We start from the raw sequence: 22,008 nt of genomic DNA, 5'->3' as shown, positions 1-22,008 counted from the left end.
CGGACAGAAGACTTGGGCCGGGCGGCGGAATACGGACGGAAGAGTGACGATGAGCAGCCCCGACATCGTAATCCTCGGCATCTTCGTCGCCGACACGACCTATCGCGCGGAACGTCAGCCCCGGTTGGGTGAGACGATCCTCGGTCGGTCGTTCTCCCTCGGTCCGGGCGGCAAGGGTTCGAACCAGGCCGTCGCCGCGGCGCGGGCGGGCGGTCATGTCGGAATGATCACGCGGCTCGGGCGTGACGTCTTCGCCGACATGGCGCTCGACATCTGGCGGGAGGCGGGCGTGACATCGCTCGCCTCGACCCACGACGACGGCCAGACCGGGGCGGCCTTCATCTTCGTCGACGACGTTTCCGGGGACAATGCGATCATCGTCACGCAGGGCATCGCGGCCGAGATCGGGCCCGAGGACCTCGACGCGCGCCGCGCCGAGATCCAGGGCGCCAAGGTGTTCCTCACCCAGCTCGAACAGCCACTCGACGCGGCCCATCAAGGGCTCGCGATCGCCCGCGAAGGCGGCGTTCAGACCATCCTCAATCCCGCTCCGGCCACCGAGCTGCCCGACGCGATGCTTGCGCTCTGCGATGTCCTGACCCCGAACGAGACCGAGGCAGAGGCGCTGACGGGGATCGCGGTATCCTCCGTCGCGGAGGCGGAACGGGCAGCCGATACGCTGCTCGCCAAGGGCGTGGGCGCCGTGATCGTGACGCTGGGAGAGCGGGGCGCGCTCTATCGCGATGCGACGCGCTCCCTGCACGTCGAAGGCCTCGATGCGGGGCCGGTCGCGGAGACGACGGGGGCGGGCGACGCGTTCAACGGCGCGCTCGCCGTGGCCTTCGCGGAAGGGCTCGATGCGGCGGATGCCGTCCGTTTTGCCAATGCCACCGCCGCGCTTTCGGTCACGCGGTCCGGCGCTGCGGCCTCGATGCCCGATCGTGCCGGGATCGACGCCCTTCTCGAACGGAGCAGGCAAGCGGAGTAACGTTCTCTACCCGAGAACCCCGCTGCGGACCCATAGAATTCGCGCTTCGCGATCCGCCCATAATTTACCGTTTGATAAAAAAACGTTCCGTGCCACTCTCGATGGATCATCGAGGATGGACGTTCATGACCGACACCCTGACCCCCGGCATCGCCACCGGCCGCCTGAGCGAGGAGCGCGTGGCGGCGAATTTCGCGGACCTACACCGCCCGCTCGACCTGCACGAGGCGGCGGTGGCGGCGGATCGCTGCTACTTCTGTCACGATGCGCCCTGCATCGCCGCCTGCCCGACCGAGATCGACATACCGCTCTTCATCCGGCAGATCGCGACCGGCCAGCCAGAGGCCGCGGCGGAGACAATCCTCGCGCAGAACATCTTCGGCGGCATGTGCGCGCGCGTCTGCCCCACGGAGGATCTCTGCGAAGGGGCCTGCGTGCGGGAGGCGGCGGAGGGCAAGCCGGTGGAGATCGGCCGGCTGCAGCGGCACGCCACCGACGCGCTGATGGCGCGGCAGGGCCACCCTTTCACCCGCGCCCCTGCGACGGGCAAACGCGTCGCCGTCGTGGGTGCCGGTCCCGCCGGCCTTGCCTGCGCGCACCGTCTTGCGACGAAGGGGCACGAGGTCGTCGTCTACGACGCGAAGGACAAGCCCGGAGGCCTCAACGAATTTGGGATCGCCGCCTACAAGTCCACCGACGATTTCGCCGCGCGGGAAGTCGAGTGGCTGCTGGAGATCGGCGGCATCACGCTGGAGCGGGGCCGCTCGCTCGGACATGGCCTGTCACTCGACGCGCTGCGTCAAAAATTCGACGCGGTGTTCCTTGGCCTGGGCCTCGGCGGCGTCAATGCCCTGTCGGCGGATGGGGCGGGTAAGGACGGCGTGATGGATGCCGTGGGCTTCATCGCCGCGCTGCGCCAAGCCGACGATCTCACCGCCCTGCCCGTCGGGCGCAACGTCGTCGTCATCGGGGGCGGCATGACCGCCATCGATGTTGCGGTGCAGTCAAAGCTCCTTGGGGCGGAGAACGTGACCATCGCCTATCGTCGGGACCGCGACCGGATGGGTGCATCGAAGTACGAGCAGGATCTCGCGGCCTCCAAGGGGGTCCGCATCGTCTGCAACGCGATGCCGGTGGCGATCCACGGCAATGGTGCCGCGGCGGAGATCGAACTCGAATACACCGCCGATAACGGAACCGGCCTCACGGGGACGGGGGAGCGGATGCGCCTCCCCGCGGATCAGGTCTTCCGCGCGATCGGGCAGACCCTGACGCTCGAGGCGGGGCTCCACCTAGAACGCGGTAAGATCGTCGTGGAAAAGGCGGGGCGCACGTCGATGGACGGCGTCTGGGCCGGGGGCGATTGTACGAATCGCGGCGACGATCTCACCGTGACGGCGGTGGCACAGGGGCGCGACGCGGCGGAGGACATTCACGCAGCACTTTCCCGCTCCGATGCCTGAACTGCCCGAGGCGGAGGCGAACCGCCGCCGGATCGAGGCGGATGCGCTCAACCGCACGATCGAAGGGTTCTGGCTCGGCGATACGGAGCATGTCGATATCCCCGGAGACAACGAACGCGCCCGTCTTGTCGGGCGGCAGATCACGGAAACCCGGCGCCACGGAAAGATCATCTTTGCCGGTTCCAAATCGGGCCCCTGGCTCGCCGTCCATCTGGGCATGACCGGATCGCTCCGGCCCTATGACGGGGAAGAGCGACCGGAATACACGCGGATCGCAGTTGAGTTCGAGGGCGACCGGCGGCTCGGGTTCCGCGATCCGCGGAAGTTCGGCTGGATGAAGGTGATCGACGATCCGGAGACCTACCTCGCCGAGGATCGGGTCGGCCCGGACGCGCGCCAGATCGGGCGTGACGCCTTCCGCGAGGTGATCGGCGGCAGCGGCGGCGCGTTGAAATCGGCGCTGATGAATCAGGGCAAGCTCGCGGGGCTCGGCAATCTCTGGTCCGACGAGATGCTGTTCCAGACAGGTGTCGCCCCCACGGCCAAGGGCAGCGATCTCGACGAAGAGACGCTCGACGCGCTTTTCGACGCGATGGGAGAGGTTTTGGGCACGCTCATCGAGGTGAATGCGGATTACTCGAAGCTCCCCTCCGACTGGCTGAAGCCGGGCCGCAAGGAAGGCGCGGATTGTCCGCGTTGCGGGGGGACCATCGCCAAGCGCAAGGTCGGAGGCCGGACGGCCTTCTATTGCGACAGTCACCAGGGCGCCTGAGCGCCGATCGAGAGGATTTGCAGATGGCCGATCTGAGAAGCGACTTCGTGGGGATCAAGTCTCCGAACCCGTTCTGGCTCGCCTCCGCGCCGCCGACGGACAAGGAATACAACGTCCGCCGCGCGTTTCAGGCGGGCTGGGGCGGGGTCGTGTGGAAGACGCTGGGGGCGGAGGGGCCGCCGATCGTCAACGTCAACGGCCCCCGCTACGGCGTGGTGCACGGGGCGGACCGGAGGGTGCTGGGCCTCAACAACATCGAGCTCATCACCGACCGGCCGCTGGAGGTGAACCTGCGCGAGATGAAGGCGGTCAAGCGCGACTGGCCGGACCGCGCGCTCGTGGCCTCGATCATGGTGCCCTGCGAGGAAGAGGCGTGGCGGGCGATCCTGCCGAAGGTGGAGGAGACCGGGGCGGACGGGATCGAGCTCAATTTCGGCTGCCCGCACGGGATGAGCGAGCGTGGCATGGGCTCCGCCGTGGGGCAGGTCCCGGAATACATCGAGATGGTGGCGCGCTGGTGCAAGCAGTACACGCGGATGCCGGTGATCGTGAAACTGACGCCCAACATAACCGATATCCGCAAGCCCGCGGAGGCCGCGCGGCGGGGCGGGGCGGATGCGGTGAGCCTGATAAACACCATCAATTCAATAACCTCCGTCGATCTCGACGCGATGTGCCCGGAGCCCACGATCGACGGGAAGGGTTCTCACGGCGGCTATTGCGGGCCGGCGGTCAAGCCGATCGCGCTCAGCATGGTGTCGGAGATCGCGCGGGCGGAGGCGACGCGGGGGATGCCGATCTCCGGCATCGGCGGGATCACGACGTGGCGCGACGCGGCGGAGTTCATGGCGCTCGGCTGCGGCAACGTGCAGGTCTGCACGGCGGCGATGACCTACGGCTTCAAGATCGTGGCGGAGATGACGGCGGGCCTGTCGCACTGGATGGACGAGAAAGGCTACGCGCAAACCTCTGATTTCGTTGGCCGCGCGGTGCCGAACGTGACGGATTGGCAGTATCTCAACCTCAATTACGTAACCAAGGCCCGGATCGACCAGGATGCCTGCATCAAGTGCGGGCGGTGCTACGCGGCCTGCGAGGACACATCGCACCAGGCGATCGCGATGTCGCCGGAGCGGGTCTTCACGGTGAAGGACGAGGAATGCGTGGCCTGCAACCTCTGCATCGACGTCTGCCCGGTGGAGGATTGCATCACGATGGTGGAGATGCGTCCGGGCGAGACCGACCCCAGGACCGGGAAGGTCGTCGAGGAGGAATACGCGAACTGGACGACCCATCCGAACAATCCGGGCGCGGTGGCGGCGGAGTAGCCGGAGGCCTGGCACAGCGCGTACACCGGTCGTGCGGATAACGTGCACGGGACGTGCGGCGCGCGTGCACGTTGCGTCATGCGGGCGTGCAGCGAACGTGCATACATCGTGCATGGAATGTGCAGCGAACGTGCACCGCCCGTATGACGCGGCCCCGAACGGGGTGCCGGCGGATTAACGGGGCGTTCGATGGCGGTCGGGACCGGGCAGGCCGGGGCGACGCCCCCTCGCCCGTCGCGACGGCCGCATCAGCGGGCGCGGGATCGGCACGGCCCCGCGATCGGGCCGTGCCGGGCGTCGGGGTCAGGTCGCGGCGGGTGTCCGGCGGTCGCGGACCACCGGTTCGCTTCGCAGCCCCATGACGATGCTCACGCACATGAGGAGCAGGACGAAGGCGAAGGGAAAGCCCGTCGTCACCACCATGGATTGGAGTGCGCCGAGACCGCCGCCGAGCAGGAGCGCGATGGCGACCAGCCCCTCGAAGATGCACCAGAACACCCGCTGCGGGATCGGCCCGTCATCCTTGCCGCCCGCGGTGATCGTGTCGATGACGAGCGAGCCGCTGTCCGAGGAGGTGATGAAGAACACCGCGACGAGGATGATGCCGATGAGCGAGGTGAGCTGCGCGAGCGGCATCACGTCGAACATCTCGAAAAGCTTCACCTCGAGCGCCGCGTCGGCCACGGCGGTGTAGCCGTCGTTGATGTACTGGTCGAAGGCCACGCCGGCGAAGATCGACATCCAGATGATGCAGACGGCCGAGGGGATCAGCATCACGCAGACGATGAATTCCCGCACCGTCCGGCCGCGGCTGACGCGCGCGATGAACATGCCGACGAAGGGCGACCAAGACACCCACCAGGCCCAGTAGAACGAGGACCAGCCCTGCGCGTAGTTCTCGTCCTCGCGTCCGAAGGGCATGGAGAGGGCGGGCAGGTAGGCGAAGTAATCAACCACCGAGGTGCCGACGCGCGACAGCGCCGCACCGGTCGGGCCCACGAAGAGGACGAAGAGGAGGAGCAGGAAGGCGAGCGCCATGTTGATCTCGGAGGCGAGCTTCACGCCGCCGTCGAGACCGCGCAGCACCGAGGTCAGGGCGACGCCGGTGATGACGGCGATGAGGACGATCTTGACGAAGCTGTTGACCGGCACGCCGTAGAGATAGTTCAGGCCCGCGTTGATCTGCTCCGCCCCGAGACCGAGCGAGGTGGCGAGGCCGAAGAGCGTGGCGAGGACGGCGAGGGTGTCGATGATGTGCCCCGTCCAGCCCCAGACGCGCTCTCCGAAGATCGGGTAGAAGGCCGAGCGGAGCGCGAGCGGCAGCCCCTTGTTGAAGGCGAAGAGCGCGAGCGCCAGCGCCACGACGGCGTAGATCGCCCAAGCCTGCAGGCCCCAGTGATAGAGCGTCGCGGCCATGCCGAGGCGGGCCGAGCCCGCCACGTCGCCGGGCATCCCGCCGAGCGGCGCCCAGCTTTCCGGCGTGCCGGCATCCTCGGCCACGGAACTCGCGAAATGGGTCATGGGCTCACCGACGCTCCAGAAGAGAAGGCCGATCCCCATGCCCGCGGCGAAGAGCATGGCGAGCCATCCGGAGGTCGTGAAGTCGGGCTTCGCATCCGGCCCGCCGAGCCGGACCTTCCCGTAGGGCGAGATCGCGAGGAAGATCGCGAAGACGAGGAAGATGTTGGCCGTCAGGATGAAGAACCAGTCGAACCGGGTCGTCACCCAGGACATCATCGCGCCGAAGACGCCGGTGGCGGTATCCGGGAAGAGGAGCGTCACGATCACGAAGATGATCACGCTCACGCCCGATATCGCGAAGACGGGATTGTGGATGTCGAGGCCAAAGGGGCCGATCTGGCCCCGGATATTGTCCTGGCCGATCTTGTAGTCGGTCTGGATCGCGCTTTCTTCGGGCGCCGGGGCGCCGGTTGCCGTCGTGTCAGCCATCGTCAGGTATCCCTCCTGGAACCGACGCGCCGACGCGATGCGATGCGCACGGCAAGCGGACCGTGCGGCGCGAATGGGCCACGTTAACGCCGCCGTGATTTCCGCCAAAGCGTTTTGTGGCCGCAGGGCGCCCTCTGCACAAATTTAGCGCAGCACTCCGCGTCGGTCGTCGTCGCGCGGGCGGTGGTCATTGGAAAACGGCGCCCGTCCGGGAGGGCATCGTCTATGTTCTGCAGCCAGTCGATCCCCTTAAGGCGTCATTCAGGGCGCCTACGCGCGCGGCGCGAGCAGCCTTTCGAAAAGCATCTCCAGATGCGCTTCCGCCCCGTCGAGGGGATCGTCGCGGCCGAGCACGGCGCGGACCTGGACGTCGAAATCGGCGTAATGCTGGGTGAGCGCCCAGACGGAGATGATGAGGTGGCGCGGATCGACGGGCGCGATCGCCCCGGTCTCCGCCCAGGCCGCGATCGCCTGCGCCTTCTCCTCGACGAGATCGCGGAGCGCGCCCGAGAGCGTCGGGCCGATCCGCGGCGCGCCTTGCAGGATCTCGTTGGCGAAGAGGCGGCTCTCGCGCGGATGGCTCCGGCTCAGCGCCAGCTTGCGGCGGACATAGCCGAGGAGCTCCGCCATCGGCTCGCCGTCGGGGTCGATGCGGCGCAGGGGCGCGAGCCAGAGATCGAGGAGGCCCGAAAGGAGCGCCTCGTGGACCTCTTCCTTCGAGGGGAAGTAGTAGAGCAGGTTCGGCTTCGAGAGCCCCGCCTCGCCCGCGATCCGATCGAGCGTCGCGCCGCGGAACCCCTCGGCGGCGAAAACCTCCAGCGCCGCGCCCAGGATGGCCGCGCGCTTCTCCGACTGGATGCGGGAGGGTCCGGTTTCGGTCAAAGCGCAGGCATCGCGGCCCGAGGGGATCGAAATCCGCCCGTATTTCCGGCAAAGCTCGGCCCCATCCGCGCCATCCTTGACTGACCCCCCCGCTTTGGTAGCGTCGCTTTGACCTTTTGGTCAAATCGGGATTGCGGGGGAACGGGAATGAGCGCTGCAGCGGGCGAGAACATGCGGGTCGATGGCGACCGTCTCTGGCAGAGCCTGATGGAGATGGCCGAGATCGGCCCGGGCGTGGCGGGCGGCAACAACCGCCAGACGCTGACCGACGCGGATGCCGAGGGCCGCGCGCTCTTCCAGCGCTGGTGCGAGGCGGCGGGCTGCGAGATGGGGCTCGACCGGATGGGCAACATGTTCGCCCGGCGCGAGGGAACGGATCCGGACGCCCTGCCCGTCTATGTCGGCTCCCATCTCGACACGCAGCCCACGGGGGGCAAGTACGACGGGGTGCTGGGCGTCCTCGGCGGGCTCGAGGTGGTGCGCACGCTCAACGACCTGGGCGTGAAGACCCGCCATCCGATCGTGGTGGTGAACTGGACCAACGAGGAAGGGACGCGCTTCGCGCCCGCGATGCTCTCCTCCGGCGTGTTCATCGGGCAATACGAGACCGACTGGGCCTACCAGCGCACGGACGCCGCCGGCAAGCGCTTCGGCGAGGAGCTGGAGCGGATCGGCTGGAAGGGCGAGGAGGAGGTCGGCGCGCGCAAGATGCATGCCTGCTTCGAGCTCCATATCGAGCAGGGCCCGATCCTCGAGGCGGAGGGGCGCGACATCGGCGTGGTCACGCATGGCCAGGGGCAATGGTGGCTGCAGGTGACGCTGACCGGGCGGGACGCGCATACCGGCTCGACGCCGATGGCGATGCGGCGGGACGCAGGCCTCGGCATGGCGCGGATCCTCGAGCGGGTCAACGAGATCGCGATGGCCGCGCAGCCCGACGCGGTGGGGGCCGCGGGCCATATCGACGTCTATCCCAACTCGCGCAACGTGATCCCCGGCCGCGTGGTCTTCACCGTCGATTTCCGCTCGCCCGACCGCGAGAAGCTCGACGGGATGAAGGCCGCGCTCGAGGCCGACGCGCCGCGCATCGCGCAGGAGATGGGGCTTGGCTGCGAGATCGAGGTGGCGGGGCATTTCGACCCGGTGACCTTCGACGAGGGCTGCGTGGCGGCGGTCCGCGGGGCGGCCGAGCGGCTCGGCTACAGCCACATGGACATCGTCTCGGGCGCGGGCCACGACGCCTGCTGGATCAACCGCGTGGCGCCGACCGCGATGGTCATGTGCCCCTGTGTCGAGGGTCTTTCGCACAACGAGGCGGAGGAGATCACCAAGGACTGGGCGCGGGCGGGAACGGATGTGCTCCTCCACGCGGTGGTGGAGACGGCCGGGGTGGAGGGGTGAGGGCCGCCTCCCCGCGCCATGCCGCCCCGGGCTCGACCCGGGGCCTCGCCGGGCGGAGGAGCGAGGATGGCCCATTACGTCTACCTGCTGGCCTCGCGCCCCGGCGGTGCGCTCTACCTCGGCTCGACGAACGATCTGCGCCGGCGGTTGGAGCAGCATCGCTCCGGCGCGATCCCGGGCCACACGCAGCGCTACGGCATCCGGACGCTGGTCTGGTTCGCGGCGTTCGAGACCTATTCCGAGGCGCTGACGCAGGAGCGGCGGATGAAGCGGTGGCGGCGGTCGTGGAAGATCGATCTGATCGCCGAAAGCAATCCGGACTGGCAGGACGTGAGCGCGCAGATCCCGCACGCGTGAGCGGACCCGCGAGGCCCCGGGTCAAGCCCGGGGCGGCGGGGAGACGATGCACCGACCACCTGTCCCGGATCCTGTCCGGGATGGCGGGGAACAGGCGAGGAGCGAGACGCACATGACAACCGTGATCAAGAACGGCACGATCGTCACCCACGACCTCACCTACGAGGCCGACATCCTCGTGGAGGGCAACAGGATCGCGGAGATCGGGCCGGGGCTCGGGGGCGACGAGGAGATCGACGCCACGGGATGCTACGTCATGCCGGGCGGGATCGATCCGCACACGCATTTGGAGATGCCCTTCATGGGCACCTATTCCGCCGACGATTTCGAGAGCGGCACCCGCGCGGCGCTCGCGGGGGGCACCACGATGGTCGTGGATTTCGCCCTCCCCTCCCCCGGACAGGGGCTGCTCGACGCGCTCAAGATGTGGGACAACAAGTCGACGCGGGCGCATTGCGACTATTCCTTCCACATGGCCGTGACCTGGTGGGGCGAGCAGGTCTTCGAGGAGATGGAGGCGGTGGTCCGCGACCGCGGGATCAATTCCTTCAAGCACTTCATGGCCTACAAGGGCGCGCTCATGGTGCAGGACGACGAGATGTACGCGTCGTTCAAGCGGCTCTCGGAACTCGGGGGCATCGCGCTCGTCCATGCGGAGAACGGCGACGTCGTGGCCGACCTTTCCGCGCAACTCCTCGCGGAGGGCAATACCGGGCCGGAGGGGCACGCCTATTCCCGCCCGCCGCAGGTCGAGGGGGAGGCCACGAACCGCGCCATCATGATCGCCGACATGGCGGGCGTGCCGCTCTACGTCGTCCACGTCTCCTGCGAGGAGAGCCACGAGGCGATCCGGCGCGCGCGCCAGCAGGGCAAGCGGGTCTGGGGCGAGCCGCTGATCCAGCACCTGACGCTCGACGAGAGCGAGTACTTCAACCAGGACTGGGACCATGCCGCGCGGCGCGTGATGTCGCCGCCCTTCCGCAACAGGCAGCACCAGGCATCGCTCTGGGCCGGGCTGCAGGCGGGATCGCTCTCGGTCGTGGCGACCGATCACTGCGCCTTCACGACCGAGCAGAAGCGCACGGGGGTGGGCGACTTCACCAAGATCCCCAACGGCACCGGCGGGCTCGAGGACCGGCTGCCGATGCTCTGGACCCACGGGGTCGCGACGGGGCGGCTCACGCCCAACGAGTTCGTCGCCGTGACCTCCACCAACATCGCCAAGATCCTCAATTGCTATCCCCGCAAGGGCGCGGTTCTCGTGGGCGCGGATGCCGATCTCGTCGTGTTCGACCCCGAGGCGGAGAAGACGATCAGCGCGGGTACCCAGCAATCTGCGATCGATTACAACGTGTTCGAGGGCCAGCGCGTGAAGGGCCTGCCGCGCCACGTGCTCTCGCGCGGCAAGCTCGCCTATTCCGACGGTGCGATCCGCGCGGAGGAGGGCCACGGCACCTTCGTGCCCCGCCCTCCCAAGGGCTCCGTGAACCAGGCGCTGTCGTCCTGGAAGGCGCTGACCGCCCCCCGACCGGTGGAACGGTCGGGGATCCCGGCGAGCGGGGTGTGAATGGCGTCGCGGCCGGACGGTCTTCTGGAGGCAACGCGTCGCGTTCGCGGTCACGCGGGCGACGGCATCGCATTCGGCGTGCCGAAGTGCCGGGCTGCGGCGTGAGATCCGCCACCCCGCACCGACGCGCCCCGGCCCCCGAGCCGGGGCCGCGTGGAGCGGCGAGGTCCCGGGTCGCGCCCGGGGCGCGTGGCGCGAGGGGGGGCGCGTGAGCGCGCCGGTCGTCCGGGCCGAGGGGCTCGACCTGACCTTCGCGACCGGCGACGGGTCGGTCCATGCGCTCTCCGACGTATCGCTCGATATCGGCCGCGGCGAGTTCGTCTCCTTCATCGGGCCGTCGGGCTGCGGCAAGACGACGTTCCTGCGCTGCGTCGCGGGCCTCGAGACGCCGACGGGCGGGACGCTCGAGGTCAACGGGATGAGCCCCGACGCGGCGCGGCAGGCGCGGGCCTACGGCTACGTATTCCAGGCGGCGGGGCTCTATCCGTGGCGGACGATCGCGGGCAACGTGGCGCTGCCGCTCGAGATCATGGGGTTCGCGAAGGCGGATCGGCGGCAGCGGGTCGAGGAGGCGCTCGCGCTCGTCGATCTGGGCGGGTTCGCGGGCAAGTTCCCCTGGCAGCTTTCGGGCGGGATGCAGCAGCGCGCCTCCATCGCGCGCGCGCTCGCCTTCGACGCCGACATCCTCCTGATGGACGAGCCCTTCGGCGCGCTCGACGAGATCGTGCGGGACCGCCTCAACGAGGAGTTGCTCGCGCTCTGGGCGCGGACCGGCAAGACGATGCTCTTCGTCACCCATTCGATCCCCGAGGCGGTGTACCTGTCCACGAAGATCGTGGTGATGAGCCCGCGGCCCGGACGGATCAGCGACGTGATCGAGAGCCCCCTGCCGGCCGAGCGTCCGCTCGACATCCGCGACAGCGCGGAGTTCATCGCCGTGGCGCATCGCGTCCGCGAGGGGCTGCGCGCCGGCATGGAGGCCTTGTGAGCGACGCGCCCCTCTCCGCGCCCTCCGGAGGGATCGGGCGGTCCGCGCGGGTGGCAGCAGTGGCGCGGGGGATGGGGCACCGGGCGGGGCCGGTCGTGGCGGTCGTCGCGGTGCTCGTCGCGATCTGGTACGCGGCCTGCCTGCCGATGAACGTGGGCAATACACTGCTGCAGGCCGAACGCGCGGGGGCGGTCGTGACGCCCGAAGGCCCGGCGGCGCGGCGGCAGATGGGGAGCGTGGCGCTGATGGCGGCCAATCCCTCTCTCCTGCCGGGCGCCTGGAGCCTCGAGCGGCCGCGCCTGCCGGCGCCGCACCAGGTGGCCGTGGCGCTCTGGGACGGGGTCGCGGGGCAGAGCGTGACCTCCGCGCGGAGCCTCGTCTACCACGCCTGGGTCACGCTTTCGGCGACGCTTCTGGGGTTCGCCATCGGCACCGGTCTCGGCATCCTCCTTGCCGTGGGGATCGTCCATAGCCGCGTGATGGAGATGAGCGTCATGCCCTGGGCCATCGTCAGCCAGACGGTGCCGATCATCGCGATCGCGCCGATGATCATCGTCGTGCTCTATTCCGTGGGGGTGCAGGGGATCGTGCCGAAGGCCGTGATCTCCGCCTACCTGTCGTTCTTTCCGGTCGTGGTCGGCATGGTGACGGGGTTCCGCAGCCCCGACGCGATGCAGCTCGATCTCCTCCGGACCTATGCCGCGACGCGGGCGCAGATCTTCGGCAAGCTGCGCCTGCCGGCGTCGCTGCCCTACCTCTTCGCGTCGCTGAAGATCGGCGTGGCGGCGAGCCTCGTAGGGGCGATCGTGGCGGAACTGCCCACGGGGGCGCAGGCGGGTCTCGGCGCGCGGCTCCTCGCGGGGAGCTATTACGGGCAGAACATCCAGATCTGGGCGGCGCTCTTCGCCGCGGCGCTCCTCGCGGCGGGGCTCGTGGGACTGATCGGGCTCGTCGAGCGCGGGCTGCTCGCGCGGATGGGGATGGGGCAGTGAGCCTCGTTCTGGTGGCCCTTCTCCTCTGGGCCGGGCTCTGGGCGCTCAATGTGCGGCTCGCCAACCGGTCCGGACCTGCCGGGCGGGGGCGGCGGATCCTCGTGCCGGTGATCTTCGGGATCACGCTTCTGCTGGTGTGGGAACTGGTCGTGCGCGGCCTCGACGTGCCGCTCGTCATCCTGCCCGCGCCGAGCGTGATCGCCGCGCGCTTCGTGGGCGCGCTGCCGATGCTCTGGGCCGATTTCGTGCAGACGATCGTGAAGGGCGCGCTCTCGGGCTATGCGATGGGCTGCCTCGCGGCCTTCGCGGTGGCGATCCTCGCCGACCGGGTGGAGTTCCTGCGCCGCGGATTGCTGCCCGTGGGCAATTTCATGGCGGCGCTGCCCATCGTCGGCACCGCGCCGATCCTCGTCGGCTGGTACGGGTTCGACTGGCAGTCGAAGGCGGCGGTCGTGGTCGTCATGGTGTTCTTCCCGGTGCTCGTGAACACCGTGGCGGGCCTCCGCGACACCTCCGCGATGCAGCGCGACCTGATGCGGACCTACGGCGCGTCCTATGCGCAGACGCTTCTGAAGCTGCGGCTGCCCGCGGCGATGCCCTTCGTGTTCAACGGGCTCAAGATCGCGACCACGCTGGCGCTCATCGGGGCGATCGTGGCGGAGTTCTTCGGCTCGCCCACACAGGGCATCGGGTTCCGGATCTCCACCAGCGTGGGGCAGCTCGCGCTCGACACCGTGTGGGCCGAGATCGTCGTCGCGGCCCTTGCGGGGAGCGCGTTCTACGGCATCATCGCGCTCATCGAGACACGGGTGACGTTCTGGCACCCGTCGCACCGGAGATGACATCCGGAAACGACCTTCACCAGGGAAAGGGTACGTCATGAGGAACTGGACGATCGCGGCCACGGCCGCGTTGGGGCTCGCCGGCGCGGCGGAGGCGCAGGATGCGGTGACGCTGCAGCTCAAATGGGTCACGCAGGCGCAGTTCGCGGGCTATTACGTGGCCGAGGACCAGGGCTTCTACGAGGAGGAGAACCTCGACGTCACGATCAATCCGGGCGGGCCCGACATCGCGCCCGAGCAGGTGATCGCGGGCGGCGGCGCGGACGTGATCGTCACCTGGATGGCCGCGGCCCTCGCGGCGCGCGAACGCGGCGTGCCGCTCGTCAATATCGCGCAGCCCTTCGCCACCGGCGGCCTGCAGCTCACCTGCCTCAAGTCGAACGGGGTCGAGAGCCCGGAGGATTTCCCCGGCCGCACGCTCGGCGTCTGGTTCTTCGGCAACGAATATCCCTTCTACGCCTGGATGGCGCAGCTGGGCATTCCCACGGACGGATCGGACGAAGGCGTAGAGGTGCTGCGCCAGGCCTTCAACGTCGATCCGCTGCTGCAGGGGCAGGCCGATTGCATCTCCACCATGACCTACAACGAGTACGGACAGGTGCTCGACGCGGGCTATGCGGAGGACGAGCTCGCCAACTTCAACTATCTCGAGGAGGGGATCGGGATGCTGGAGGACGGGCTCTACGTAATGGAGGGGAATCTGGAGGATTCGGCCTTCGTCGACAAGATGACCCGCTTCGTCCGCGCCTCCATGAAGGGCTGGAAATGGGCGGAGGAGAACCCCGAGGAGGCGGCGCAGATCGTGGTCGACAACGACATGACCGGCGCGCAGACGCTCGATCATCAGGTCTACATGATGAGCGAGGTCGCGAAGCTCACCTCGGGCTCGGACGGCGCGCTCGATCCCGCCGCCTACGAGCAGACCGTCGAGACGCTGCTCTCGGCCGTGAGCGAGGAGAACCCGGCGATCACGGAGGAGCCGTCGGACGGCGCCTGGACGCACGAGATCACGGACCAGGCGCTGAACTGACGCGCCGCCCCCGCGCGTGCCCGGGCGGCGCGTGCGGGGGACGCATCGCGCCGGTCCCGAGGTTTCGGGGTTCGCTGTCGATGAGAGGCCCGATCCCGGGCCCCTTTCCCGGGCGTCGTTCCAAAAGCATCGGCGGTGGCGGCCCCGGCGCCGTTCGAAGGCCCCGCGCGGGCGAGCCGCGTCGTCCCGGGGCGGGTTTCCGCCGCGTCGTTTGCAAAGCTCCGCTCGGGGCCGCACTATCTCCGGCGCCGTTCCGATGGATGCAGCCGGGCCGCGCCCGACGTCCGGGCATGATCTGCATCGCGGCGGTCGGGCCGCATCGGTCCGGCCGCATCGCGCCGTCATAACGAGGATCCGCCACGTGGCTGCCACAACGCATCTCGAAGCGAGCCTCGCGCGTCGCAGGTCGCTGACCGACGAGGAGCGCGTCGTCCTGCGCGCCCTCCCGTCGGAGAGATCGACATACGCGCATGGCGATCTGATCGTCCGCGAGGGGATCGCCCCGGAGGGCTCCTGCCTGCTCGTGCGCGGCATGGCCATGCGGGCCCACCGGATCGGGCGGTCCGAGCGCGTCGTCAGCGCGCTGCACGTGCCGGGCGACTTCGTGGATCTGCATTCCTTCCTTCTCGACCATCTCGACCACGACATCGTGGCCGTGGGGCCCTGCACGATCGATTTCGTCGCCGCCGAGCATCTCGAGGAGATCACCCGGGACTACCCGCATCTCGGCCGGCTCCTCTGGCTGGAGACGCTCATCGACGCCAAGATGCACCGGATGTGGGTCGCGACGCGCGCGGCGCTGCGCGGCTCGCAGCGGGTCGGGCACCTGATCTGCGAGCTGCATGCCCGTCTCGGCATGGTGGGGCTGGTGAACGGCGGCGGCTTCGAGATGCCGCTCGATCAGCGCGGCCTGGCGGAGGTGCTGGGATATTCGGTGGTCCACGTGAACCATGCCGTGCGGGACCTGCGGGCCGAGGGGCTCCTCGAATGGACGGGTGGACGCATGCGCCTCCCCGACCCCGGCGGATTGGCCGAGTTCGCCGGTTTCGATCCGGCCTACCTCGAGCTTACTCACCCTAAGGGGTAGCTGGATAAACTTGTTAAACGAAAGCTTGTTAAGGGCCATATCCGGCTAGCTGCGTGACGTGACCATCCCGTTCGGGTGGGAGGATTCATGCAGACCGCTTGCCAGACCCCCGACCCCCTCACCGCAGCCACGCTCGCCCTTGCCATTCCCAAGGTGCTCGACCGTCTGCGGACCGCGACCGCTACGGCGGCGCGCGACCTGCCCGACCTGAGCGCGGCGCTCGACCTGCTGCGCGGCGCGGGCGTCCTGCGTGCCGTGCTGCCGTCTCCGGAGGGCTGCGGGCTCGGCTGGGCGCGGGGCACGGCGCACCCGCTGTCCGACCTCCTGCGCCGCATCGGCAGCGCCGACCTCGCCCTCGCCCGTCTCGTCGAGGGGCATGTCAACGCGGCCCTCCTCGTGGAGGTGCATGGCGAGCGCCCCGTGCGCGACGCGATGCGCGCGGCCTTGCGGGGCGGCGCGCTTCTGGGGGTGTGGGGGGCCGACGGGCCCGAGCCGCTCGAATGGGTGGACCGGATCGAGGGCGGCGTCGAGCTCAGGGGGCGAAAGCGCTTCGCCTCGGGGCTGGGACACGTGGATCTCGCCGTCGTGACCGCGCGGGCCGCACCGGGCGCGCCCGGGCGCATGTTCCTCGTCCCCGCGGACGATCCGGCGCGCCACGACCATGACGCCTGGACGGCTTCGGCGATGCGGGCCACGCGCTCCGGCGGGTTCGACGCGACTGGGATCGTCCTCGACGAGACGGGATACGTGGGACGCGCAGGCGATCTCATGACCGAGCCGTGGTTCGAGGGCGGCGTCTGGCGATATTGCGCGGCGCATGTCGGGGGGGCCGAAGGCCTGATCTCGCGCTGGACGGAGGTCCTGCAGCGCATGGGCCGCCTCGACGATCCGGTGCAGCGCGACAGGCTCGGCCGGGCGATGGCCGAAGTCGTCGCGGCGCGCGCCGTGGTGGAAGCGGCGGCCAGGGCGGTGGAGGAGGCGGGCGACGCGTCCCCCGAGGTGATCGAGCGGGCGGTCGCGCACGGGCTTCTCGCGCGCGAAGCCGTGGAGGGGTCCTGCATCCGCATCCTCGCGCTCTGCGAGCGGTCGCTGGGCATGGGGGCGCAGGACACGCACGGACCCGTCGATCTGATGCGGCGGGACCTGTCGCTGTTCCTGCGCCAGGCCGCGCCCGACGCCAAGCTCGACCGCGCCCTCTCCATCGCGACGGATGCCGGGCTGGAGGCGCTCAGATGAGCCTCGACGACCTCGTGGAGGGTGCCGCGCCCGTCCTCGTCCTCGCGCCGCATCCCGACGACGAGACGCTCGGTTGCGGGCTCCTGCTCGCGGAACGCTGGGCGCGCGGGCGTCCCGCCCATGTCGCCTGCCTCACCGACGGCGCCGCCTCCCATCCCGGCTCGACCTGCTGGCCGGGCGCGCGCCTCGCGGAGCTGCGGCGACGCGAACTGGAGGAGGCCATAGGCCGGTTGGGCGGGGACCCGGCGCGGGATCTGACGTGGCTAGGCTTTCCGGACGCGGCGCTACATCGCCTGCACGGGCCGGGCGTCGATCTTGCCCGTGCGGTGGCCCGGTTGGCGGACGAACTCGCCGCCGGGACCCTGCTCTCCGCCTCGCCCGCCGATGCCCATTGCGATCACGAGGCCGGCGCCGAAGCGGCGGCGCTTGTCTGCGATCGTTCCGCGCATCTGCGGCTCTGGCATTACCCGATCTGGTCGCGCTGGATCGCGTGGCAGGCCGGGGACGAGATGCCGGGGCTCCCCCTCGACCTCTCCGCGCGGCGCCGCGCCAAGCGAAACGCGATCGCGGCGCATCGCAGCCAGATGGGTCTCGTGGTCCGTGACGATCCGGACGGGTTCGCGATGGCGCCGGCTTTCGTCGAGCGGTTCTGCGAGGAGGCGGAAATCTACATGCCGGTTCGCCCGTGAGCGGTCACTCGCCCGCCGATCTCGGCCATCTGCTCAACCTCTACGACGCGACGGACGACCCATGGAACTTCCGCACGTCGGCCTTCGAGCTGGGCCGCCTCGACGCGGTGGCGCGCGCCCTGCCCCGGCCGCGATACGAGAGCGCCCTGGAACTCGGCTGCGGCAATGGCGAGCTGGCGCGCCGGATCGCCTCCCGCTGCGCGGCCTATACGGGGCTCGACGCCGTTCCTACCGCTCTGGCGGCCGCGCGCCTCGCGGTGCCGGAGGCCTGCTTCGTCGAGGGCTTCCTACCGTGCGACCTGCCCGGGGAGAACCACGACCTCGTCCTTCTAAGCGAGATCCTCTACTTTCTCGACCGCGACGCGATCCGCGACCTCGCCGCCTGCATCGACCGGACCTCTCCGCAGGCGGATGTCGTGACGGTCACCTGGGGCGGTCCGACGGGTCATGCGTTGACGGGCGCGGAGGCCGTCGCCGCCTTCGCCGACGCCACCCCGCGTGCGCGGCGTCAGATCGAGACCGGGGCGCTCTACCGGATCGAAATCTTCACCCCCCTCGAGCAGGCGGCGCGATGATCCCGATCGCGGTGATCCCCGCCCGCGACGAGGCCCGCCGCCTGCCCGCCGCGCTCGCCGCGCTGCATCGCGAGGGCGTGACGGCGCTGGTCGTGGCGAATGGGTGCTGCGACGCGACCGCTTCGGTCGCCCGCGCGCTCGGCGTCGAGGTGATCGAGACGCCGATGCTTTCCGGCGGCGTGGGCGAGGCCCGCGCGATCGGATTGTCCTCCGCGCTCCTGCGCAATCCCGCCTGGGTGATGACCACGGACGCGGATTGCGTCCTCGCCCCGGGCACGGGCGCCGTCCTTGAGCGCGCGTTGCGCGACGCGGATGCCGTCTTCGGCCGGGTGGAGCCCGATCCGGGCGAATTCGCGGACCTGCCCCCCGCCGTCCGCCATCACGGCCTGCTCGAGGATCGCCGCGACGTCCTGAGCGCCCTGATCGCGGGTCACGTGGCCGCCTGTTCGTGGAACCCGATACCCTGCCACGGCCAGAGCCCCGGCGCCCTGATCGCGTGGCGCCCCGACGCGTACCGGTCGGTCGGCGGGATCGTCCCGATGCCGCGCAACGAGGATCGCCGGATGGCGGCCACGCTGCAGGATGCCGGATTGCGCGTCGCGCGCCCGTGGGACGCCGTCGTGATCGCGTCCTGCCGTCTTCGGGGCCGCGCACCGGGCGGCATGGCCGCCACGATCGCCGAACGCGCCCGCTCCGACCTGTCCCTCGAGACCGTCGCGCTCGGCCGCGAATGCGCCGCCCTCGAACGCCGCCTCGCGGCGCTCGTGCCACGCGAGGCATGGCCCCCGCTCCCCACACCGCATGAAGGAGACTGCGATGTTCTACCATTCAGGCAAGCTGCAATATGAGGTCCGGGTCGATCGGCCCGATCCGGTCTTCGCGAAATACCTCCAGCAGGCCATCGGCGGCGTCGAGGGCGAGATCCGCGTGGCCATGCAGTACATGTTCCAGGCCATGGGCGCGCGGGGCGAGAAGCGCTTCCGCGACATGCTGATGATGACCGCCACGGAGGAGCTGAGCCATATCGAGTTCCTGGGCCACGCGGTCGCCCTGAACCTCGAGGGGGCGCCCCTGTCCGCGCAGGAAGCCGCCTCCGCCGATCCGGTCGTGGGCGCGATCCTCGGCGGGCAGAACCCGCGCCACGTCCTGTCCTCGGGGCTGGCCGCGATGCCGGTCAACGCCAACGGCATCCCGTTCGACATGTCGCATATCTACGCCACCGGCAACATCGCCGCCGACATGCTCGCGAACGCGATGGCCGAATCCTCCGGCCGGGTCCTGGCGAGCCGCCTCTACAACATGACGGACGATGCGGGCATGAAGGACATGCTGTCCTTCCTGATCGCGCGCGACACGATGCACCAGCAGCAATGGCTCGCCGTGATCGAGGAGCTGGGTGGAATCGAGGCCTGCATGCCGGTGCCGAACTCGACGCCCGAGGAGCACGAGAACCTCGCGCATTCCTACTACTTCCTGAACACCTCGCTCGACGAGCCGACGCCCGAAGGCGTCTGGACGAACGGCGGCCCGGCGATGGACGGACGCGGCACCTACACCGCCCGCGATCGGGTCGAACCCGAAGGCCAGGTCCCGGATCTCGGCCGCGCCCGCGAGGGATCGGGCGCCCAGACCGAACAGATGTGACCCCGGTCTGTCGCCCCGTTCCGGCGGGGCGACAGTCATCCCGGTCCGCGCGCTCGGAATGACGCTGCAGGGCGGCGGATGCGACGGGGCACGATTTCGACGGAGAGATGGTTGCGCGAAGACCCGATACCGCTCGCGTCAGAGACAGTGAACGTATGCGCAGTCGCCACAACGGCTAAGTTTCACCGACTTGATTATCACCTTGCTTAGGCTCCAGGCCCATTGATTGAGAGCCAGAACGGAACGCTTCCTGCGAGGGCGATTGCTGACAGGGAGACCTTTGGGCAGCGATCATATCGAGTAGCTGCGCGACGCCAGTTCTGCAGACGCCCGAACATGATCTCGATCCTGCTGCGGCGTTTGTCGTATCGGACGGGCATGTCGCGCGACTTTCGCCTCGGAATGCAGGGCGTCATGCCCTTGCCTGCAAGGTCTTCCCGGAACCAGTCGGCATCATATCCGCGATCTCCCAGCAGCCATTCTGCCGCTGACAAACTGCCCGACAAAGCCCTGGCCCCGGTATGGTCGCTGACCTGACCGGCCGTGATGAAGAACCGGATCGGGCGCCCGATGCTGTCGGTTACGGCGTGAAGCTTCGTGTTCATCCCGCCGTCCTCGGGGAAACGATCCACTGGATCGTCTCCTGATCCTCGAACTCCGCCCGATCAGCCTGCCACGCCCCCTCTTTCAACCGCAGGCTGGAAGCCGTGCGGTGCGCCTTGAGATACTTGCGCAGGCTCTCTCGAACGCATGACGTTCCCCTGCTCACGTCGATCATGATCGTCTTGTGCTCGGGGCTATCGGCCGCCAGGCCATCCATGATCCTGGCGAACACCCCCATATCGCTCCACCGCTTCCACCGGTTCTAAAGCATCTTCGGCGGGCCATACTCGCTGGGATCAGACACCTAGGCTATGGACGACAACCGCGAGCGCCCCCATTCGGCCCTGAATTGCTGAACCCTCATGCCTACGCGCGGACCCTGACCTGCGCCATTGCCCGCCCCGCTGCGCGACATGAGGGCTCCGCGCGTCGGGCGATTGCTCAAGCCGCGCCCACACGCGTAAATACCAAACGGGCTCCGGTCGAAGCTGGATGAAACTCCAGCGGCAAGGCAGCAGTCCCTAAGTGAAATTACGTTGGATGATTGTCGACAACATTGCTATCAATTCCTTGTCGACCTTTTGTTCTACCTGTCGAGAAGGAAACAGAGATCGTGTCTTATGACGTGCAGACCCACGTGGCGGAGTCACCACGCGGCAAAAACCGATGCGCCGGGTTCCGCAAATGAGGCAACGCCCCGTTGTACATGTACTGGGCTCCGTACACCCCTCAGCTATCGCACTTCTCGAACACTCGGCTGATGTCCTTACTGATGCGGACCAGTTTCCTTCCGATTGCGATGCCGTGATTGTAAGAACTCGCCCGATCCCAAGAGCCGATATGGAGGCCTGTCCGAATCTCAGGGTCATCGGCAAGCACGGGGCCGGTGTCGATGCCATCGATGTCGAAGCTGCCGCCGCACGGGGAATCGTGGTTGAATCGACGCCCGGCACGAACGCCGGGACAGTCGCCGATCTCGCCATCGGGTTCGCACTGGCGCTTTTGAGGAACATCGTGCCGATCACGCTTGCCCTCAGGGACGGTCGCTCGGTGGACCCGTCCCTGCGCGTGGGCTGGGACCTTGGCGAACTCGAAGCGGGTATCGTGGGCTTCGGGGCCACGGGACAGGCCGTGGCGCGCCGCCTCGTGGACGGGTTCGGCACGAAGACCATGGCCTATTCCCCGAGGCTGGCGGACGCTCCCCCCGTCTCGGGCGTGATCCGGGCCGACAGCCTCGACACTCTGCTGCGCCACAGCCGGATCGTCTTTCTGCACCTGCCGCTCATTCCCGAAACGCGAAACGTCATCAATGCAGATGCCCTGGCCGCGATGCCAGAGGGATCGTATCTGATCAACTGCGCCCGTGGCGGGATCGTCGACGAAGACGCACTGGCCGATGCGCTCGCCTCGGGACATCTGGCAGGAGCCGCATCGGACGTCTTCGCGGTCGAGCCCCCCACGCCCGAAAACCCGCTCCTGCATCAGCCGAGCTTCCTTGCGATGCCGCATCTGGGTGCGTCGACCAATGGCGGTCTCGAACGGGTGGGGACGGAGATTGTTCGCAAGGTTCTCAATCACTTCGAGAGCGCCTCGAGATCGCGAGCATAGAACCGA

20 protein-coding genes and 1 pseudogene are annotated in these 22,008 nt (G+C 68.8%); 18 read left to right on the top strand and 3 right to left on the bottom strand.

What is annotated here, in order from left to right:
• Positions 1–49: 49 nt before the first annotated feature.
• The 4 genes from rbsK (at position 50) to preA (ending at position 4,551) form a co-directional block, all read left to right on the top strand.
• On the top strand, positions 50–988 hold the full coding sequence (gene rbsK, locus LX81_RS09310; protein WP_111537047.1) for a ribokinase: 939 nt from the start codon (positions 50–52) through the stop codon (positions 986–988).
• A 125-nt stretch (positions 989–1,113) separates the two neighbouring features.
• Entirely contained in the window at positions 1,114–2,451 is a 1,338-nt protein-coding gene (locus LX81_RS09305; RefSeq protein WP_111537046.1) for an NAD(P)-dependent oxidoreductase, read from the top strand.
• Positions 2,444–3,223 (top strand): Fpg/Nei family DNA glycosylase, encoded by a 780-nt coding sequence (locus LX81_RS09300; protein ID WP_111537045.1) that lies wholly within the window; start codon positions 2,444–2,446, stop codon positions 3,221–3,223. Before LX81_RS09305 ends, LX81_RS09300 begins: the two co-directional genes overlap by 8 nt.
• A gap of 23 nt (positions 3,224–3,246) precedes the next feature.
• The gene (preA, locus tag LX81_RS09295) at positions 3,247–4,551 is read left to right on the top strand and encodes an NAD-dependent dihydropyrimidine dehydrogenase subunit PreA (RefSeq protein WP_111537044.1); all 1,305 of its coding nucleotides are present in this window, start codon (positions 3,247–3,249) and stop codon (positions 4,549–4,551) included.
• Between the two features lie 303 nt (positions 4,552–4,854).
• Here preA and LX81_RS09290 read toward each other — a convergent pair whose 3' ends face one another.
• Positions 4,855–6,501 carry a BCCT family transporter gene (locus LX81_RS09290; RefSeq protein ID WP_111537043.1) on the bottom strand — a complete coding sequence of 549 codons (1,647 nt, stop codon included), beginning with the start codon at positions 6,499–6,501 and terminating at the stop codon, positions 4,855–4,857.
• A gap of 270 nt (positions 6,502–6,771) precedes the next feature.
• Positions 6,772–7,383 carry a TetR family transcriptional regulator C-terminal domain-containing protein gene (locus LX81_RS09285; protein ID WP_111537042.1) on the bottom strand — a complete coding sequence of 204 codons (612 nt, stop codon included), beginning with the start codon at positions 7,381–7,383 and terminating at the stop codon, positions 6,772–6,774.
• Between the two features lie 147 nt (positions 7,384–7,530).
• Between LX81_RS09285 and LX81_RS09280 the strand changes: the two genes are divergently transcribed.
• The 13 genes from LX81_RS09280 to LX81_RS09220 all read left to right on the top strand — a co-directional run bounded on the left by LX81_RS09280 (position 7,531) and on the right by LX81_RS09220 (position 19,791).
• Positions 7,531–8,784, top strand: a complete 1,254-nt coding sequence (locus LX81_RS09280; RefSeq protein WP_111537041.1) for a Zn-dependent hydrolase — start codon at positions 7,531–7,533, stop codon at positions 8,782–8,784.
• Between the two features lie 66 nt (positions 8,785–8,850).
• Complete coding sequence (locus tag LX81_RS09275) at positions 8,851–9,141, top strand: GIY-YIG nuclease family protein (protein WP_111537040.1); 291 nt, start codon at positions 8,851–8,853, stop codon at positions 9,139–9,141.
• 112 nt (positions 9,142–9,253) lie between these two features.
• A complete protein-coding gene (gene hydA / locus LX81_RS09270) occupies positions 9,254–10,708 on the top strand; it encodes a dihydropyrimidinase (RefSeq protein ID WP_111537039.1) in 1,455 nt (484 codons plus the stop codon).
• Positions 10,709–10,916: 208 nt separating this feature from the next.
• Positions 10,917–11,696, top strand: coding sequence for an ABC transporter ATP-binding protein (locus tag LX81_RS09265; RefSeq protein WP_111537038.1), 780 nt, complete (start codon positions 10,917–10,919; stop codon positions 11,694–11,696).
• Positions 11,697–11,767: 71 nt separating this feature from the next.
• Complete coding sequence (locus tag LX81_RS09260; RefSeq protein ID WP_111537180.1) at positions 11,768–12,688, top strand: ABC transporter permease; 921 nt, start codon at positions 11,768–11,770, stop codon at positions 12,686–12,688.
• Positions 12,685–13,530 (top strand): ABC transporter permease, encoded by an 846-nt coding sequence (locus tag LX81_RS09255; protein WP_111537037.1) that lies wholly within the window; start codon positions 12,685–12,687, stop codon positions 13,528–13,530. Before LX81_RS09260 ends, LX81_RS09255 begins: the two co-directional genes overlap by 4 nt.
• 37 nt (positions 13,531–13,567) lie before the next feature.
• Positions 13,568–14,560, top strand: coding sequence for an ABC transporter substrate-binding protein (locus tag LX81_RS09250; RefSeq protein WP_111537036.1), 993 nt, complete (start codon positions 13,568–13,570; stop codon positions 14,558–14,560).
• A gap of 361 nt (positions 14,561–14,921) precedes the next feature.
• Positions 14,922–15,647 (top strand): Crp/Fnr family transcriptional regulator, encoded by a 726-nt coding sequence (locus tag LX81_RS09245; RefSeq protein WP_170133901.1) that lies wholly within the window; start codon positions 14,922–14,924, stop codon positions 15,645–15,647.
• 87 nt (positions 15,648–15,734) lie between these two features.
• Positions 15,735–16,883, top strand: a complete 1,149-nt coding sequence (locus tag LX81_RS09240; protein WP_111537034.1) for an acyl-CoA dehydrogenase family protein — start codon at positions 15,735–15,737, stop codon at positions 16,881–16,883.
• A complete protein-coding gene (locus tag LX81_RS09235; RefSeq protein ID WP_111537033.1) occupies positions 16,880–17,572 on the top strand; it encodes a PIG-L deacetylase family protein in 693 nt (230 codons plus the stop codon). Before LX81_RS09240 ends, LX81_RS09235 begins: the two co-directional genes overlap by 4 nt.
• Positions 17,569–18,147, top strand: coding sequence for an SAM-dependent methyltransferase (locus tag LX81_RS09230; protein WP_111537032.1), 579 nt, complete (start codon positions 17,569–17,571; stop codon positions 18,145–18,147). The genes LX81_RS09235 and LX81_RS09230 overlap by 4 nt, the downstream gene beginning before the upstream one ends.
• Positions 18,144–18,995 carry a glycosyltransferase family 2 protein gene (locus tag LX81_RS09225; protein ID WP_111537031.1) on the top strand — a complete coding sequence of 284 codons (852 nt, stop codon included), beginning with the start codon at positions 18,144–18,146 and terminating at the stop codon, positions 18,993–18,995. The genes LX81_RS09230 and LX81_RS09225 overlap by 4 nt, the downstream gene beginning before the upstream one ends.
• Entirely contained in the window at positions 18,964–19,791 is an 828-nt protein-coding gene (locus LX81_RS09220; protein WP_111537030.1) for a manganese catalase family protein, read from the top strand. The genes LX81_RS09225 and LX81_RS09220 overlap by 32 nt, the downstream gene beginning before the upstream one ends.
• Before the next feature lie 206 nt (positions 19,792–19,997).
• On the opposite strand, the pseudogene LX81_RS09215 reads toward LX81_RS09220, so the two are convergent.
• Positions 19,998–20,689, bottom strand: a pseudogene (locus tag LX81_RS09215) (IS5 family transposase); the annotation flags it as partial.
• A 371-nt stretch (positions 20,690–21,060) separates the two neighbouring features.
• On the opposite strand from LX81_RS09215, the gene LX81_RS09210 reads away from it, so the two are divergent.
• A complete protein-coding gene (locus LX81_RS09210; RefSeq protein WP_111537029.1) occupies positions 21,061–22,002 on the top strand; it encodes a hydroxyacid dehydrogenase in 942 nt (313 codons plus the stop codon).
• Positions 22,003–22,008 lie beyond the last annotated feature (6 nt).

The organism is Palleronia aestuarii (assembly GCF_003253995.1).
Taxonomy (GTDB): domain Bacteria; phylum Pseudomonadota; class Alphaproteobacteria; order Rhodobacterales; family Rhodobacteraceae; genus Palleronia; species Palleronia aestuarii.
The sequence above is the reverse complement of the archived record's forward strand: the minus strand, read 5'-3'. Positions and strand labels throughout refer to the sequence as shown.